The sequence below is a fragment of the Aporhodopirellula rubra genome (genome assembly GCF_014192335.1).
Lineage (GTDB): Bacteria > Planctomycetota > Planctomycetia > Pirellulales > Pirellulaceae > Rhodopirellula > Rhodopirellula rubra.
In genome coordinates, this window is record NZ_JACHXU010000011.1 from 209,483 (window position 1) to 224,425 (window position 14,943).

Below are 14,943 nucleotides of genomic sequence, written 5' to 3' on the forward strand. Positions count from 1 at the left end.
CGTACGCGTGATTCGAAAAGTTGGAAGAGACGTCATTGTCTCAAGGCCATCGGCGTAAGAACGCTAGGCCGAAAGCTTCTCTGAAAGTTGAAAGTAATGAATACGAACTATAACGCCCGGGTATGGCAAGAACCCGTTACGATCCCCACCTACGGCGTCGGTTCACCCGATCCGAATCCAATGTTCCTCGACAAACGTGTCTATCAAGGCAGCAGTGGAGCGGTCTACCCGTTTCCAGTTGTCGATCGGATCGAAGACGAGAAACACGACAAAGAATGGCAAGCCGTTTTCCTTGAGAACGAGTATCTCAAAGTGATGGTGCTGCCGGAATTGGGCGGGCGGATTCAAATGGCGCTAGACAAGACCAACGACTACCACTTCGTCTACTACAACCGTGTGATCAAACCTGCATTGGTCGGGCTCGCCGGCCCGTGGATCAGTGGCGGCATTGAATTTAACTGGCCTCAACACCACCGTCCTAACACGTATGGGCCGGTCGACTTCCATTTGGAAACCGGCGATGACGGATCCGCGACCGTTTGGTGCCATGAAATCGATCGAATGCATCGCACGGAATGTCGGTACGGAATCAGGCTTTACCCTGACCGTGCCTATATCGAAATCAATGCACACGTTGCCAACCGAACCTCGCTGCCACAGACTTTCCTTTGGTGGGCGAACCCCGCGGTCGCTGTCGACGAAAATCACCAATCGGTCTTTCCACCGGACGTCAGCGCTGTACTCGATCACGGCAAACGCGATGTGTCGACGTTCCCGATCGCGACAGGGACGTATTACAAAGTTGATTATTCGACCGGTGAGGATCAAATCGGCGATCAACGGGGGACCGATATCTCGCGTTACCGCAACATTCCCGTCCCGACGTCCTACATGGCGCACAAGAGCGATTATGACTTTGTCGGCACGTACGACCATGGTCGGCAAGCCGGTTTGTTGCATGTCTGCGATCATCACGTGAGCCCCGGCAAGAAACAGTGGACGTGGGGCAATGGTGAGTTCGGCCAAGCCTGGGATCGACATCTGACGGACAAAGACGGGCCGTATATCGAATTGATGTGTGGCGTGTATACGGACAACCAACCCGACTTCACGTGGTTGATGCCAGGTGAGCAAAAGTCCTTTACCCAGTATTTCATGCCCTATAAGGGTGTCGGGTTAATCGGCAACGCGACCACGGATGCGGCCGTCGGTATGGACGTTGTCGACTCTCGTGCGGATGTTCGCATCTACACGACGAGCCGAAACGAGAACGTCCGAGTCTCGTTGACGTCCGGCGGAACACTTATTGGTGAAGTGAAGTTTAATGCCGACCCACATCAACACTTTGAAACCTCCTTTGATCTATCTCGGCCGTTCGCGGCGAGTGAACTGACCGTTACGGTCGAAGATTGCGAGGGTCGAAAATTGGTCTCGTGGACACCGCCTGATGGTGCAGTGCACGAAGTACCCGATGCGGCAACCGCGATCGACTCGCCTGACGAACTCGATTCCGTCGAATCGTTATTCCTAGCAGGACAACACATCGAACAGTATCGGCACGCCACACGTCGCGCGATGCAGTACTACGACGAAGGTCTACGTCGAGACAGCGGCGACATTCGACTCAACAACGCCAAAGGAAAGTTGCTTTTCCGCCAGGGACAGTTCGCTAAGTCGATTCGCTATTTCGAGCGAGCGATTGAGCGGATGACCCGGCACAATCTCAATCCGTACGACGGCGAACCGCTCTACAATCTTGGCTTGGCCAAGACGATGTTGTCCGAACATGACGCGGCCTATGACGCGTTCTACAAAGCGACATGGAACGCCGCGTGGGCGTCACCGGCCTACTTCGAGTTGGCTCGTTTGGCGACGAGGCAAGGCAAACGCGACGAGGCGGAGCAGTTCTGTAAGCGGTGTCTCGCCAGCAACGTCAACCACAGTCAAGCGTCCCATTTGCTCGTCTATCTGTCGCGTGGGACGCAAAACCAATCCGAGTTGGTCGATCGCGAAGTGACGCGAAACCCTTTCAACTTTGGTGTTCTCTTTGAACAGGCAATCGTTCGCAACGACTACACCGAGTACGAAGCGGTCTTGCGAGACGATCCTAACACGGTCATCGAGATCGCGATCGATTACGCGGCGTTCGGTGATTTTGATACCGCATCCAAGGTGTTGGCTCATCTAATCGCAAACGTCGATCGCGTGCCCGCGATGATTCATTATTACCTCGCCTATTACCAGCAAATGCTGGGGCTAGATGATGAAGCCGGGATGCAGCGAAAGTCGGCGCGTCTCGCTGGTGAGAAGGACGTCTATTTTGCGAACAAGCTCGAGGACATTGCGGTCCTGCGATCGGCGATGGCGTGCTCCGAAGGAGATTTCGTCGCAGCCTATCAGCTCGGCAATTTGTGGTACGACCGTCGGCAATACGACGAGGCAATCGAGTGCTGGGAAGAATCCATCAAATTGAATCCCAATTTTCCGACGGTATGGCGTAACCTGTCCTTGGCGTACTTCAACCAAAGGTCCGACGGCAATCGTGCTTGGTCTGCGATGGAAAAGGCCTTCGAGCTGAATCGTAAGGACCCGAGGGTACTGTTCGAACTCGATCAGCTCGCTCTCTCATTGGTGCATCATCCGAATCGTCGTCTGCAACGTCTGCAGGAAAATCGCGATCTCGTCGACGCCCGCGATGATCTCTACTTGCAGTTATGCACGTTGCACAATCTGTTGGGCGAACACGCCATCGCTCTCGATCTTCTGCTGGCGAGAGAATTTCGGCCTTGGGAAGGCGGCGAAGGTAAAGTGCCCGCGCAGTACGTCGTTGCACGTGTGCAACTCGCACAGCAGGCATTGGAAAAAGGTGATCCCGCCGAAGCGATCGAGCATCTCGAACTAGCTTTGCAGTGGCCTCGCAATTTGGGCGAAGGCAAATTGGTCGGCGCTCAAGAGAACGAGATTCACTACCACCTCGGGTGCGTTTATGAATCGCTCGGTGATACCGCGAACGCGACACGCTATTTCGAAGCCGCTAGCGAGGGACTCGGCGAACCGACGTCGGCGATGTACTACAATGACCAACCTCCCGAAACGATCTATTACCAAGGATTGGCGCAGGCCAAACTGAACAATCACGCGCAGGCGGTCGATCGTTTTCAACGGCTCGTCGACTATGGGAAACAGCACTTCGATGACGACGTGACGATTGACTATTTCGCGGTGTCATTGCCGCTGTTTCTCGTCTTTGAAGCTGACCTCATTCAGAACAACCAGATACACTGTCGCTACATGATGGCGTTGGGGGCTCTGGGGCTGGGCCGGATCGAAGAAGCGATCGAGCAGTTCGTTGCAATCCTCGAACGAGATCCCGCACACATGGGCGTCGCATTGCATCGACATCGCGAAAGCGATCGATCGAACAAAGTTCAGTCTTCGGTCGTGAGTCATAACTGAGCGGCGAAGCCGTGCAAGAAAATACGCGGTCCCCCACACCTGTATACAAGGCGATTCATTGGGAAACGATAATTCCTTTAACCTCGGTTACCTCTTTCGGATCTCGTTAGTCGCTGCGCTCGGAGGTTTGCTCTTCGGTTACGACTGGGTCGTCATCGGTGGTGCGAAGCCGTTCTACGAACCGTACTTCGATCTCGTAGGCCCCGATAAGGCTTGGCTGTCGGGCTGGGCGATGAGTTCCGCGCTGGCCGGTTGCCTCGCCGGGGCCTTGTTGTCGGGCGCTCTCACCGATTCGTTGGGGCGGAAAAAGATGTTGATCTTCGCCGCGGTGCTGTTCACCGCCTCGGCCGCTTGGACGGCGCTCGCGCAATCATTCAATGCCTTCATCGCCGCACGCATTCTCGGAGGAATCGGTATCGGTTTGGCATCGAATGTGTCTCCGATCTACATCGCCGAAGTCTCTCCGACATCAATGCGAGGCAAATTTGTCTCGTTGAACCAACTGACAATCGTGATCGGAGTGTTGGCTGCCCAAGTCGTCAACCTGCTCATTTACAACTACTCCCCCATCGATCGCGAGGCGACCGCCGCGGTGATCCTGGATTCGTGGAGCGGTCAGTATGGATGGCGTTGGATGTTTGCCGCCGAGACAATTCCTGCCGGTTTGTTTTTCCTGCTGGCTTTGGTCATACCCGAATCTCCTCGTTGGCTGTTGCAGCGAGATCGAGTCGAACAGGCGGAGCAGATTCTGACAAAAATCGGCGGTTCGGAATACGCAGCGTTAGAAGCCTCCGGCATCAGGCAAACGCTCAAGATCGGAACCGAGACGGCAAACTACCGCGAACTCCTCAACCCGAAACTGCTGAAAATTGTCGGGCTAGGCGTCTTCATCGCAATATTTCAACAGTGGTGCGGTATCAACGTGATCTTCAACTACGCACAAGAGATCTTTTCCGCTGTCGGGTATGACGTCAGTGGCATGATGTTCAACATCGTGATCACGGGCATTGTGAACTTGGTCTTTACCCTCGTAGCCATCAATACGGTCGATCGATGGGGGCGGCGCCCGCTGATGCTGCTCGGATCGGGCGGTTTAATGGTGACATATGCGATCTTGGGTGCTTGTTACTACTACGAAGTCAAAGGGGGCGTCGTGCTGGTCGTGGTTCTTACCGCGATCGCTTGTTACGCAATGACGCTCGCCCCGATCACCTGGGTTTTGCTGTCGGAGATTTTCCCTAACCGAGTTCGAGGTGCCGCGATGAGCCTTTGCGTTTCCGCACTTTGGATAGCCTGCTTTGCACTCACCGCAACCTTCAAACCGATCAACGTCGCCTTGGGAGCCTCGGGCACCTTTTGGCTCTACGGCTTGATCTGTTTGATCGGCTTCGTTGTCCTTTATTTCAACGTGCCCGAGACAAAGAACAAGTCACTCGAAGAGATTGAACGAGATTGGAAATAGAGCATTTTGAATGATGCCGTAGCCACCGTCGCCAGACGGTGGACCACGTTCTGCCGAACGGAACTGCTTTTGAAAACCCATGTCATTCGCAGAAACGCTCCACAAGTATTCGCACTGTAAAACGCGTTGATCTTCGCGTGCCTCGCCGCAACGCCATCCGCCGCCATCGACCTCTCCGGAAAATGGCACGTTCGTCTCGACCCAAACGACGTCGGCGAAAGGGAGCAGTGGTTCAGTCGTGTCGAGGGTACTGAGATCGGGCTGCCCGGTTCGACAATGGAAGCCCAACTCGGCACGCCACTGAATCTCGAACCGGCGTTGACCAAAGAGGTCTTTCGCCATCTGCATCCGCGTTTTCGCTACGTCGGTGCTGTTTGGTACACACGCACCGTCACGTTAGAGGAAGGATGGAAAGACTCCAACGCGACTCTCTTTCTTGAGCGACTCATTTGGGAGTCGATGGTTTGGGGTAATGGGGAAATAGTCGGTTCGAGGGATTCACTGTCGACGCCTCATCGATACTCGGTTGGCCAACACCTGCAGACGGGCAAAAACACTCTTTGCGTTCGCGTCGACAATCGGCCCAAAGTCGACATCGGCGTGTTGGGTCACGCTTACACCGACGAAAAACAAACGATCTGGAACGGAATCGTCGGCAGGATCGAACTCACTCGAGTCGCTGAACCAACACTCTCCATTCGCACACATACGCTGCGAGTTGATGTTCCTGGTTCCGGACGACTCGTTGTTAGCGTTGAGCCGTTGACGTCGGATCTACCCGAGGTGAAAACATGGTCCACGGAAACGGCCCATTCAGGCGAAGTCAATGTGGATATTGATTGCGAAAAGCTAACACGCTGGTCCGAATTCGAGTCTGCTTTGTACCGGGTATCAGACTCGAACTGGTACGCAAAACCAACGTTCCAAGATCGACCAATTGCCTGAGGGAATTCGGCCGATCACTTCCCTTTTGCAAGACGCTGGTTACTGCACCGCACTCGGCTGTGGCTATTCAGGCAAGACCGACATGATGTTTCCGGCGACCAACTTGTTCGACGGCAATGATTGGAGTCAACGAGCTGCAGGGCAGCCGTTCTTCGCACAAGTCACCCTCTACCATTCCCACCGGCAACCCGATGGAGTCTGGGAGAAAATTCGAAGCGAGTCCAAGCATCCCGTTGACCCTAGCAAAGTTGAACTGCCTCCATATTTTCCCGACGATCCGGTCTGCCGCATGGATTGGGCGTTGTACTTGGATTCAATCGAACGCGACGATTTGCAGCTCGGGCAGATTATGGACCGCGTTCGCGCCGAAGGCATCGAACATAACACGATTGTTATCTTCATTGGTGATAACGGACGCTGCCATCTGCGAGGTAAGTGTTGGTTGTACGATCCCGGACTTCTGGTACCGCTGATCATTCGCGACCCTCGTCTAGATAGCGAAAAGCCTGGCAAAGCCGGCACTGTCATCAATGACCTTGTCAGCACCTTGGATATCTCGGCGACTGTTCTCGATCTCGCTGAGGTGGAACTTCCCGGTTATCTCGACGGGAAGACGCTGTGGTCGACAAAGCCGCAAAAGCGGAGTCATGTTTTCGCCGCTCGTGATCTGATCGACGAGGTCTTGGATCCGATCCGCTGCGTGCGAACGCATCGGTACAAGTACATCCGAAACTACCATCCAGAAAACGGATGTCGGGAAGGTGAATACGTCCAGGCTCATCGTCCGATGTTGCCGGTGATTGAGCGTCTCGGCGGACTTGGCCGTCTGACGCACACGCAACAACTGATCCTAAAGACTCGAAAGCCTATGGAAGAATTGTACGATGTTGAGACGGACCCACATGAAATCCCAAACCTTGCCGAGTCGCCTGCACATCAAGAAACGCTGATCGAATTACGTGCGTTACTCAATGATTGGATTGAAACGACTCAGGACAATGGCCTAACGCCGCTGCAGCGATCGCAGCGGATTGATTGATGACTGGATGTCGATCGAACGAACGCCGTTAAAGAAACAGACGACCGATTAACTCGGCGACAATCTCGTTGCCTGCTTTGTTGGGGTGATTGGGTTGTGAAAGAAAGTCATCGAGTTTCTCACCGCGACGTACGCGATCACCGAACGCGGCGTACGAATCAACCAATGGCACGCCGTATTCCTTCGCCAACTCGCGAACCTGATTGGCATGCTGGGCGAGTACGGTCGTGTCGTCGAGGATGTCCTCATGCGAGTCAGGCGTTGGGGTGAGCAAGATGACTGGCACATTCACCGCTTGGCACTGCTCGATCATGGATCGCCAAGCAGTGGAGGATTTTTCCAGCCCAAACGAACGATCGTTGAGCGAGTAGTCAATAAACACAACGTCCGGATTCAACGCGAGGACATCATCTGCAAACCGTGCCTCGCCACGAATCGCATTCTCGCCCCCGATGGCGGTGATCGCCAGATCGATGGTTGCATAATTGTATCTTTCGCAGAGGCTACGGTGAAACTGCATGGGGTACGAATCGTATCGGTGCACCTCTCCAGCACGCCCATATCCTGCCGGCACGGAATGCCCGTGAAAGACAAACCTGATCAATCGATTCTTCGGCCAGTGAATTTGCATCTCTCGTTTGAGCGACGCGAACGTGTCTTCTACCGTAGCATCTTGAGCAAGACTTTCGCTTGCGATAAACGACAGCGTGACCAGAAGCAGTGTAAACGTTTTCATGTTCGGCAATGGATCGATCGAGGGGGCTGTGGACATGGATTGGCGTCGGCAGACATTTTAGAGAACGCAAATTACGCTTCCCCGTCAAAGCCAAACCGTTTTGCGTCACGGCGTGCCGCAACCGTCGCCAGGAATGATCAGACGCCACTCGAAGCCCAGTCGCAAATGGAAGCGAAACCAAGAACACAAAAACAATCCCCACCAATCCACACCATCCTCCAGCACCCGTGTAGCTGACCGAGGCCCTCGGTCAGTCCCCAAGCAACACGGACTGAGGTCATCAGTCCTCTACAACCCAACCGATTACCAGCTCCCACACCACCCAAAAACAACCCCGCCAATCCACACCATCCTCCAGCACCCGTGTAGCTGACCGAGGCCCTCGGTCAGTTCCCCAGCAACGCGGACTGAGGTCCTCAGTCCGCTACAACCCAACCGATCACCAACTCCCACACCACCCAAAAACAACCCCGCTAGCCCACACCATCCACCAGCACCCCCGTAGCTGACCGAGGCCCTCTGAGGTGGCCCCCAAAACCCAGGCCACCTCATCCTGCGTTCGCTCTTGGTAAGCACCACTACGCAATGACATTACGCACGTCACACATTCATTCATCACTCTTGTGGCTCGAGACTAGCGAGAGTCGATTCAATCTCACTGGCGACCTGCTCGGCCAGATAGGCATAGCCTGGTTTTGTGAAATGGACGTCGCCTTTCTCAATCTGGATTACCGGCAGTCTCTGCAGCGCATAAGTAGGCAGGTCATTGATGGCGATGTCGTTCTTCTTCATGATCGATTCAGCGGTCCGATTGTATTTGATTTCATCCCCCACATTCCGACCAACCTCGAACTCTGGATCCGGCGTCGTTGCGCACCAAATCAGCTTTGCATCGGTTTCCCTCAATCGCGCGCCGATCTTCTCAAGGTTTTGTTGGGACTCGCCGTCGGCGTTCCGTTGAAGGCTCACGCCCGTACCATTTCACCTGAAGTGCTTACCCCAAACGAATCCATGCAAAACGAATTCTGGCTGCGATTCGCATTGAGAGAATTTCGCACCAAGCGAATGATGGCAATGGAATTTCATTTCGCTCGAAAACAGGAATTGAACCGAAAACGGACGAGACTTTTCTGATTCTTGCGCCCCGAACCTCAGTCGATGCGGCCCATGAAGGTTGCCGGACACCCGATCACCAGCCTTCAGATCGTCGGTGTAGCCTAGACTCGTCGACTTTCGATACTCCGGCTCTTGATTCTGTGGCGACGATTCTGGAGTGGTGACATTTCCAGCTCCGTCGATTGACACAACAATGCCACTGCTAGGACTGCAGTATTCCCTCCCGGTTGCCCCCTTTCTCTCAACGGAACGATTCTATCATGAGCGTCGCGTACGAAATTCAACGATTAACTGAACTCCGAAACCGCGGCGAGTTGTCAGAAGCCGAATTCCAAGCGGCCAAGGCACGTGTGCTGGCAGGCGAACCACACCAATTTCAAATTCCGTCCGCATCGGCGAACCAAATGGCCATGTTGCTGCATCTATCTCAGTACGCGGGTTTCGTCATCCCGTTGCTCGGGTTCATTGCCCCGATTCTGTTGTGGCAGTTAAAGAAAGACGAAATCCCCGAAATCGATATCCACGGTCGGATTGTCGCGAACTGGATCCTTTCGTCGTTTATCTATTCGATGATCTGCGGAGTACTGATGATTGTCTTTGTAGGAATCTTCGGATTCATCATTCTCGGTTTGCTCTCGCTGATTTATCCGATCATTGGTGGTATCAAAGCGAATGACGGCGTGCCGTGGGACTACCCGGGCAGCATTCGTTTTTTCTGAACACCAACGGCAGGCGGCCGTACGCGAAACGGACAACTCGCCGATAACCGTATTTTGTCGTTCCGCGATTGTTTGCACGGCATCTCGTTGCACGGCGTAACGTTGTTCTGTGCCGGATCGGTTCTGTGCCGGATCGAAAAGTTTCCGATTCTCGGCTAGGATTCCGTTTTCCCGCCCCGCTTCCCTTTGAAATCAAACCAACATGATTCGCGTTGCTCTGATCGGCTCGACCGGATACACGGCCCTCGAGGTCGCACGTTTGCTCTTGGCGCACGAGGAGGCGGAACTGACCGTCGCGACGAGCCGCGCGGACGAGGGCAAACCGTTATCCGAAATTCATCCGTCGTTGGCGGGGCGTTGCGACATTGCGCTGCAGCCGTTCGATCCCGCGGCGATTGCCGAACAAGCAGACGTGGCGATGTGTTGCCTGCCTCATGGTGCGTCGGCTGAGAGCGTTCGCGATCTCGCGACCGCCGGTGTTCGCGTAATCGATTTCAGCGCTGACTTTCGACTCTCGTCCGTCCCACTTTACGAACAATGGTACGGCGTCACGCACCCGTGGCCGGAACGAGTCGGCAACGTCGTCTATGGGATGCCAGAATTCTTTGGCGACGAAATCGCGAAGGCCGACGTCGTCGCAAACCCAGGTTGCTACCCCACGTCGGCGATCATGCCATTGGCACCACTCGTTCGCGCGGGAATGATCCAAACCGACGACATTATCATCGATTCCAAAAGTGGAGTCAGCGGTGCGGGGCGTTCGCCGAAACTCGGAACGCTGTACTGCGAAACCAATGAATCGATCTCGGCCTACGCGATCGCGTCACACCGTCACGGTCCGGAAATGCAAGATCTGATTCACCGAATCGCGGGCAAGCCGGTTGACGTTCTGTTCACACCCCACCTGACGCCGATGGACCGAGGCATCCTCTCGACCATGTACGCGCGGCCCGTCTTGCAAGACAACGACACCGTGCAGAGCGTCACGTCGCGATTGATGGACGAACTGCGAAAGACGTATCGCGATCAACCGTTCATCCATGTTGTCGATCATTTGCCCGCAACCAAGCACGTGGTAATGACCAACCATGTTCAAATGACGGTTCGTGTTTCTGGACCGAACGATCAACCGGGACGAGTGATCATCGTTTGCGCGATCGACAACCTGTCCAAGGGCGCCAGCGGCGCTGCGATTCAGAACATGAACGTGATGTTCGGTATCGACCAAATGATGGGTCTGTGAGCGGATGAACCCGTGAGCGATCATCACTCCTACGCGCTACCGAGATGCCGCGACGGCTGGCCGATTTGGCCACCGCGAGATCCCGCGATCATCGAATCGATTGAGCGAGTGTGGGCCGATGGCGATTGGGGCCGCTATCACTCGGCGATTCACGAAAAGTGCGCCGCCCAGGTTGCTGATCTGGCTACGTGTTCCATCACCTCGGAATCACAACTCGGGTCGCCCTGGTCTGAGTATCACGAGCGTCTCTCAATCAGCCCCGACGTGCGATTGTGTTCGAGCGGTTCGGCAGCAATCGAATTGGCTCTGCGTGCCTCCGGCGTTACCGCGGGTGACGAAGTCATCGTCGCCGCGTACGACTATCCTGGAAACTTCCGTACGATTGAGTTGCTCGGCGCCACTCCCGTGCTCGCGGACGTGCGATCCGGAGGCGTTACGATGGATCCCGCCTCGTTGCAATGGATCACCGGCGAAGCCATCCGGGCGGTCGTCGTGTCGCACCTTTACGGTGAACTCGCCGATATCGCGGAGATTCGCAAAATCTGCGACGAACGAAACTGGATCCTGATCGAGGACGCATGCCAAACGCCGGGCGCCGGTTGGCGTCCCCGTCAAACCACGGCGGCTTCCGACGACAACGACTCGCTGATTCCTATCGGTGCCCTCGCCGATGTCGCGACGTTAAGTTTTGGAGGCAGCAAGTTATTGTCTGCGGGCAACGGTGGTGCGATCATCACTCGAAACGATCGAGTGGCGGCTCGACTGCGAACGTACGCGGATCGGCCGAGCGACGTGTTCGCGTTCTCGCCTTTGCAATGTGCGGCGTTGATACCGCAACTCGGCACACTCAACACGTACAACCGCACGCGCCGAGAATCCGTGAATCGGTTGGGGAATTGGGATTGGCATCAATGGAACGCCACACCTCTGAGCGAAACCACCAACCATCAAACGCAAGCGTTCTATAAGTTCGCGATCCGAGTGGACGCCGACACGGAACGCGCATCAGTATTTGATCGTTTGAGCCGCATCGGATTGCCGGCCGGCGAAGGATTCCGGAGCATGCACGCAACGAGCGACCGCCGAAGCCGCAAACCCGTGTCGCTCGATCATTCCCGCGCACTTGGCGAGCGTTGCGTGGTGATCGATCACCGCGTGCTCTTGGCCGACGACTTGATCGAGCGATTAGACTCGATCGCGGAGTGACTCGTCGGCTCGTGGTGCCGACTCAACCCTGGCGACTAGCCCGACGGAGTCGATCCATGATCGCGACGCCCAAACCAGACTCGGTGCAAGGAACGATTTCGATCAGATCGAATTGCCCCGCGTCTGCCTTCCGAAGGGTCGCATAAAGTTCTGACGCGGCGGTCTCGAGGCGTCCATCCGGTGAAAATGACCACACGTCACCAACGCCGTCTGGTATCGCGTTTTCGACCGGTCCGAATACGATTCGCAACACGCGAGAGAGGCGTCGAGGCGCGGGCGACTCGGCGCAGGGGAATTCTCGCTCTTCCGAATCCGGTTTCGCTAAAAGAATCACCGGCGTCCGCGGCGAGTAATGCTTGGCGAACTGCCCCGGTGAGGCGACGACAGACGGATCGTGTTGTGAATGCTCGGAGACGGGTTTTGGGTCGGGTCCCAACACAGGTTCACCGAGCGTTTCGGATAATTGCTCGACCGAGATGCCACCACTGCGAAGGACTCGGGCGGGCGTCGTTTCGGTCCCCAAAAACAAAATGGTCGATTCCAAGCCGACCCGGCATGGGCCCCCGTCGAGAATCATTGCGACGTGAGCCCCGAGACCTTCGGCGACATGAGACGCGGTCGTTGGACTGACGTAGTTTGACGGATTCGCACTGGGAGCGGCGACCGGAATCGGTTTTCCCGCGACGGTTGCGAGTTGACGCAGCAGCGCGAGAGCGACGGGGTGATCGGGCACACGAACGGCCACGGTATCGCCGCCGGCGGTGACGTGGTCAAGGATCGAATGATGACGTGGCCCGATCAGGGTCAACGGGCCCGGCCAATACGGATCGAGCCGTTTGATGCGGTCACGCACGACGGGCGAAAGATCGTCGGCGAACAAGGATATCGCGTCGGCCGTGCATGCCACATGCAAGATCAACGGGTTGGTCCGAGGGCGGTTCTTTGCCGCGAAAATCTTGTCCACCGCGGATTCCACGTCGCCAGTTGCGGCCAGCCCGTAAACGGTCTCGGTAGGCAAGCCGACGAGTTCACCAGCGAGGAGATATTCGGCAGCGCGGGCGATCGATTCGCTCGACGGGTTCACGGTGACTGGTCTTAGGAGTGGATTTGAGGGCATCATTGCCGCTCAGCTTACCAAGGACTCCGTCGAAATGTGAGGGATCCCAGGCGTGATCGGATCGATACCGCCTTCGCCCTGCAACAGCACCGACGGCAATTCGACAATGAAGGTCGAGCCTTCGCCAGGAACGCTGTCGACACGAACGCTTCCGCCCATCGCGATCGAGAGATTCTTGACGATCGCCAGACCGAGCCCCGTGCTCGACGTCGCCATCTCAGCACTGCGAGATCCGCGATAGAACCGCTCGAAGATTTTGGTCTGATCCTTTTCCGCGATTCCGACGCCCGTGTCCGCAACGACGAGTCGCCATCGATCGGAATCTTGCTCTAACCGAACGTCAATGCGGCCGCCGCGGGGAGTGTATCGGATCGCATTGCCGATCAGGTTATTGGCGATCGTCAGCGCGGCCTCCGTGTCAGCGAGCACTTTGGCCGAGTTGCCGTCATCGTGGAACGTCAATTCTAAACCGCTGGCTTGAGCGACCGGACCGTACGTCCGAACCGACTCGACCACCGAATCACGCAGCGAGATGCTGGCGATGTTCATTTGAGCCCGACCGGACTGAGCGCGAGCGAGCTGCATCATGTCAGCGACGAGCCGTTCGAGTCGCAAGCACTGCGCCGTGATCGAATTCATGAAGTGAATCGCCATGTCGGGATCATCGGCCGCCGCCAACTGAACCGTCTCCGCGTATCCCTTGATCGCAGCCAGCGGCGTTTTCAATTCGTGAGAAACATTGGCGATGAATTCACGCCGCATGCCCTCGAGCTTTCTCGCTTCGGTTTCATCTCGCAACGACAACTGCACTTTGACCGATTCGCCGTCATCGATCACGTCGGCTCGAATACGAAGTGGCAAGATCCCGTTGCCCCGATGAAACTCCAGCACCGATTCCTGAGGTTGTCGCTCGCTGATTGCTAAACTGATCAATCGAGTCAATTTGGGCTGACGAACCCAATCAGAGATCGATCGGCCGAGCAGATTTTCGCGGCCTTCGAGTCCTAGCAAACGAACCGCGGATGGGTTGATCAGCAAAATCGACAATTCGTTCGACAACACCACGACGCCGTCGATCAGTTGCAGGAGAGCCGAGGCACCGAGACGAGATTCGGCCTCGAGCAATTTCAGTTCGCGGCGAGCCTTGGCAGAAGCGTCGCGTGAATCCGATTCGACGGACTGGATTTTTCGCACCGCGACACCGTCTCGTGACGCGCCACGCCGAGCGATAATCACGATCGCGAGAGAGGCAACCAGGGCGATCACCCAACCGGACACCGAGGCCAAGGCTAGCACGACTAAAACCCCGATACTCAGCCATGAGCACGGGTCTGTGGCGACGGTAGGTCGCATTGCGTCGAGCCTTGAGGCGGATCCGGACATGTCGTCGCCGTAGATCTAGTAGGATGGGTGTGGCGGTCGCGATCGGTTAATCTAAAACCATGTCATTGTAGCCGCCCCCGGTTAGCTTGACGAACGCGTAACGTTGCAATGTAGATTAAAAACGTGTGAATATATGAATCCTGACGACGCTCAATCGCCACTCGATCATGCCTTTCCGCCTCACCACGAATCGGAGGAATGGATCGGCGCGAAGAAGATCGATGTCACTGACCTCGCGGGCGGATGCCTCGCCACGTTTGTCTCGGCGGCGATCACGAGCTGCCTGCTCATTCTCAACGGCGCGCTCGTGATGGCCATGTTGTCGACCGCGGCGGCAGCGGGCGTCGAATGGGTGGAGGGGCCGAGGATGAGTCAGTTCATCTTGTTCTCCGCACCGATCCTGCTAGTGATTCTGCAATGGATGATGATCGATACCCTGCGACGCATCTTACACAAACGCCGATGGCGTCAAACGTCCGACTTCTGACCATGGGCGTGTCCTCCAAACGCATGCGGCCGAG

At 56.0% G+C, this 14,943-nt stretch carries 12 protein-coding genes; 8 read left to right on the forward strand and 4 right to left on the reverse strand.

Features of this window, described 5'->3' with window-relative positions; translation table 11 throughout:
• Positions 1–96: 96 nt before the first annotated feature.
• From FHS27_RS16240 to FHS27_RS16255, 4 genes are all read left to right on the forward strand, one after another.
• On the forward strand, positions 97–3,456 hold the full coding sequence (locus FHS27_RS16240; protein ID WP_184305948.1) for a DUF5107 domain-containing protein: 3,360 nt from the start codon (positions 97–99) through the stop codon (positions 3,454–3,456).
• Between the two features lie 58 nt (positions 3,457–3,514).
• Complete coding sequence (locus FHS27_RS16245) at positions 3,515–4,918, forward strand: sugar porter family MFS transporter (RefSeq protein WP_184305949.1); 1,404 nt, start codon at positions 3,515–3,517, stop codon at positions 4,916–4,918.
• Positions 4,919–5,044: 126 nt separating this feature from the next.
• Positions 5,045–5,863, forward strand: a complete 819-nt coding sequence (locus tag FHS27_RS16250; protein WP_184305950.1) for a sugar-binding domain-containing protein — start codon at positions 5,045–5,047, stop codon at positions 5,861–5,863.
• On the forward strand, positions 5,856–6,902 hold the full coding sequence (locus FHS27_RS16255) for a sulfatase-like hydrolase/transferase (protein ID WP_246419909.1): 1,047 nt from the start codon (positions 5,856–5,858) through the stop codon (positions 6,900–6,902). The genes FHS27_RS16250 and FHS27_RS16255 overlap by 8 nt, the downstream gene beginning before the upstream one ends.
• A gap of 28 nt (positions 6,903–6,930) precedes the next feature.
• Here the strand turns inward: FHS27_RS16255 and FHS27_RS16260 are convergent, their stop codons facing one another.
• Together FHS27_RS16260 and FHS27_RS16265 are read right to left on the reverse strand one after the other, a co-directional pair.
• Positions 6,931–7,674: an SGNH/GDSL hydrolase family protein gene (locus tag FHS27_RS16260; RefSeq protein ID WP_184305951.1), complete on the reverse strand. Its 744-nt coding sequence runs from the start codon at positions 7,672–7,674 to the stop codon at positions 6,931–6,933.
• Between the two features lie 579 nt (positions 7,675–8,253).
• Positions 8,254–8,607, reverse strand: coding sequence for an SGNH/GDSL hydrolase family protein (locus tag FHS27_RS16265; RefSeq protein WP_184305952.1), 354 nt, complete (start codon positions 8,605–8,607; stop codon positions 8,254–8,256).
• A gap of 407 nt (positions 8,608–9,014) precedes the next feature.
• Here FHS27_RS16265 and FHS27_RS16270 point away from each other — a divergent pair, with 407 nt between their 5' ends.
• The 3 genes from FHS27_RS16270 to FHS27_RS16280 all read left to right on the forward strand — a co-directional run bounded on the left by FHS27_RS16270 (position 9,015) and on the right by FHS27_RS16280 (position 11,922).
• Positions 9,015–9,473 carry a DUF4870 domain-containing protein gene (locus FHS27_RS16270; RefSeq protein WP_184305953.1) on the forward strand — a complete coding sequence of 153 codons (459 nt, stop codon included), beginning with the start codon at positions 9,015–9,017 and terminating at the stop codon, positions 9,471–9,473.
• A 202-nt stretch (positions 9,474–9,675) separates the two neighbouring features.
• Positions 9,676–10,716 carry an N-acetyl-gamma-glutamyl-phosphate reductase gene (gene argC / locus FHS27_RS16275; RefSeq protein ID WP_184305954.1) on the forward strand — a complete coding sequence of 347 codons (1,041 nt, stop codon included), beginning with the start codon at positions 9,676–9,678 and terminating at the stop codon, positions 10,714–10,716.
• A gap of 12 nt (positions 10,717–10,728) precedes the next feature.
• Positions 10,729–11,922, forward strand: coding sequence for a DegT/DnrJ/EryC1/StrS family aminotransferase (locus FHS27_RS16280; RefSeq protein WP_184305955.1), 1,194 nt, complete (start codon positions 10,729–10,731; stop codon positions 11,920–11,922).
• A gap of 22 nt (positions 11,923–11,944) precedes the next feature.
• On the opposite strand, the gene FHS27_RS16285 is transcribed toward FHS27_RS16280, so the two are convergent.
• The gene (locus FHS27_RS16285; protein ID WP_315854583.1) at positions 11,945–13,006 is read right to left on the reverse strand and encodes an L-threonylcarbamoyladenylate synthase; all 1,062 of its coding nucleotides are present in this window, start codon (positions 13,004–13,006) and stop codon (positions 11,945–11,947) included.
• 42 nt (positions 13,007–13,048) lie between these two features.
• On the reverse strand, positions 13,049–14,392 hold the full coding sequence (locus FHS27_RS16290; protein WP_246419911.1) for a sensor histidine kinase: 1,344 nt from the start codon (positions 14,390–14,392) through the stop codon (positions 13,049–13,051).
• 163 nt (positions 14,393–14,555) lie between these two features.
• Here FHS27_RS16290 and FHS27_RS16295 point away from each other — a divergent pair, with 163 nt between their 5' ends.
• Complete coding sequence (locus FHS27_RS16295; RefSeq protein WP_184305957.1) at positions 14,556–14,909, forward strand: hypothetical protein; 354 nt, start codon at positions 14,556–14,558, stop codon at positions 14,907–14,909.
• Positions 14,910–14,943: the final 34 nt, after the last annotated feature.

Coding starts and splice junctions, on each gene's coding strand:
- FHS27_RS16270 (WP_184305953.1), top strand. CDS start 9,015: ATGAGCGTCGCGTACGAAATTCAACGATTAACTGAACTCCGAAACCGC.
- FHS27_RS16260 (WP_184305951.1), bottom strand. CDS start 7,674: ATGTCCACAGCCCCCTCGATCGATCCATTGCCGAACATGAAAACGTTT.
- FHS27_RS16295 (WP_184305957.1), top strand. CDS start 14,556: ATGAATCCTGACGACGCTCAATCGCCACTCGATCATGCCTTTCCGCCT.
- FHS27_RS16240 (WP_184305948.1), top strand. CDS start 97: ATGAATACGAACTATAACGCCCGGGTATGGCAAGAACCCGTTACGATC.
- argC (WP_184305954.1), top strand. CDS start 9,676: ATGATTCGCGTTGCTCTGATCGGCTCGACCGGATACACGGCCCTCGAG.
- FHS27_RS16290 (WP_246419911.1), bottom strand. CDS start 14,392: ATGCGACCTACCGTCGCCACAGACCCGTGCTCATGGCTGAGTATCGGG.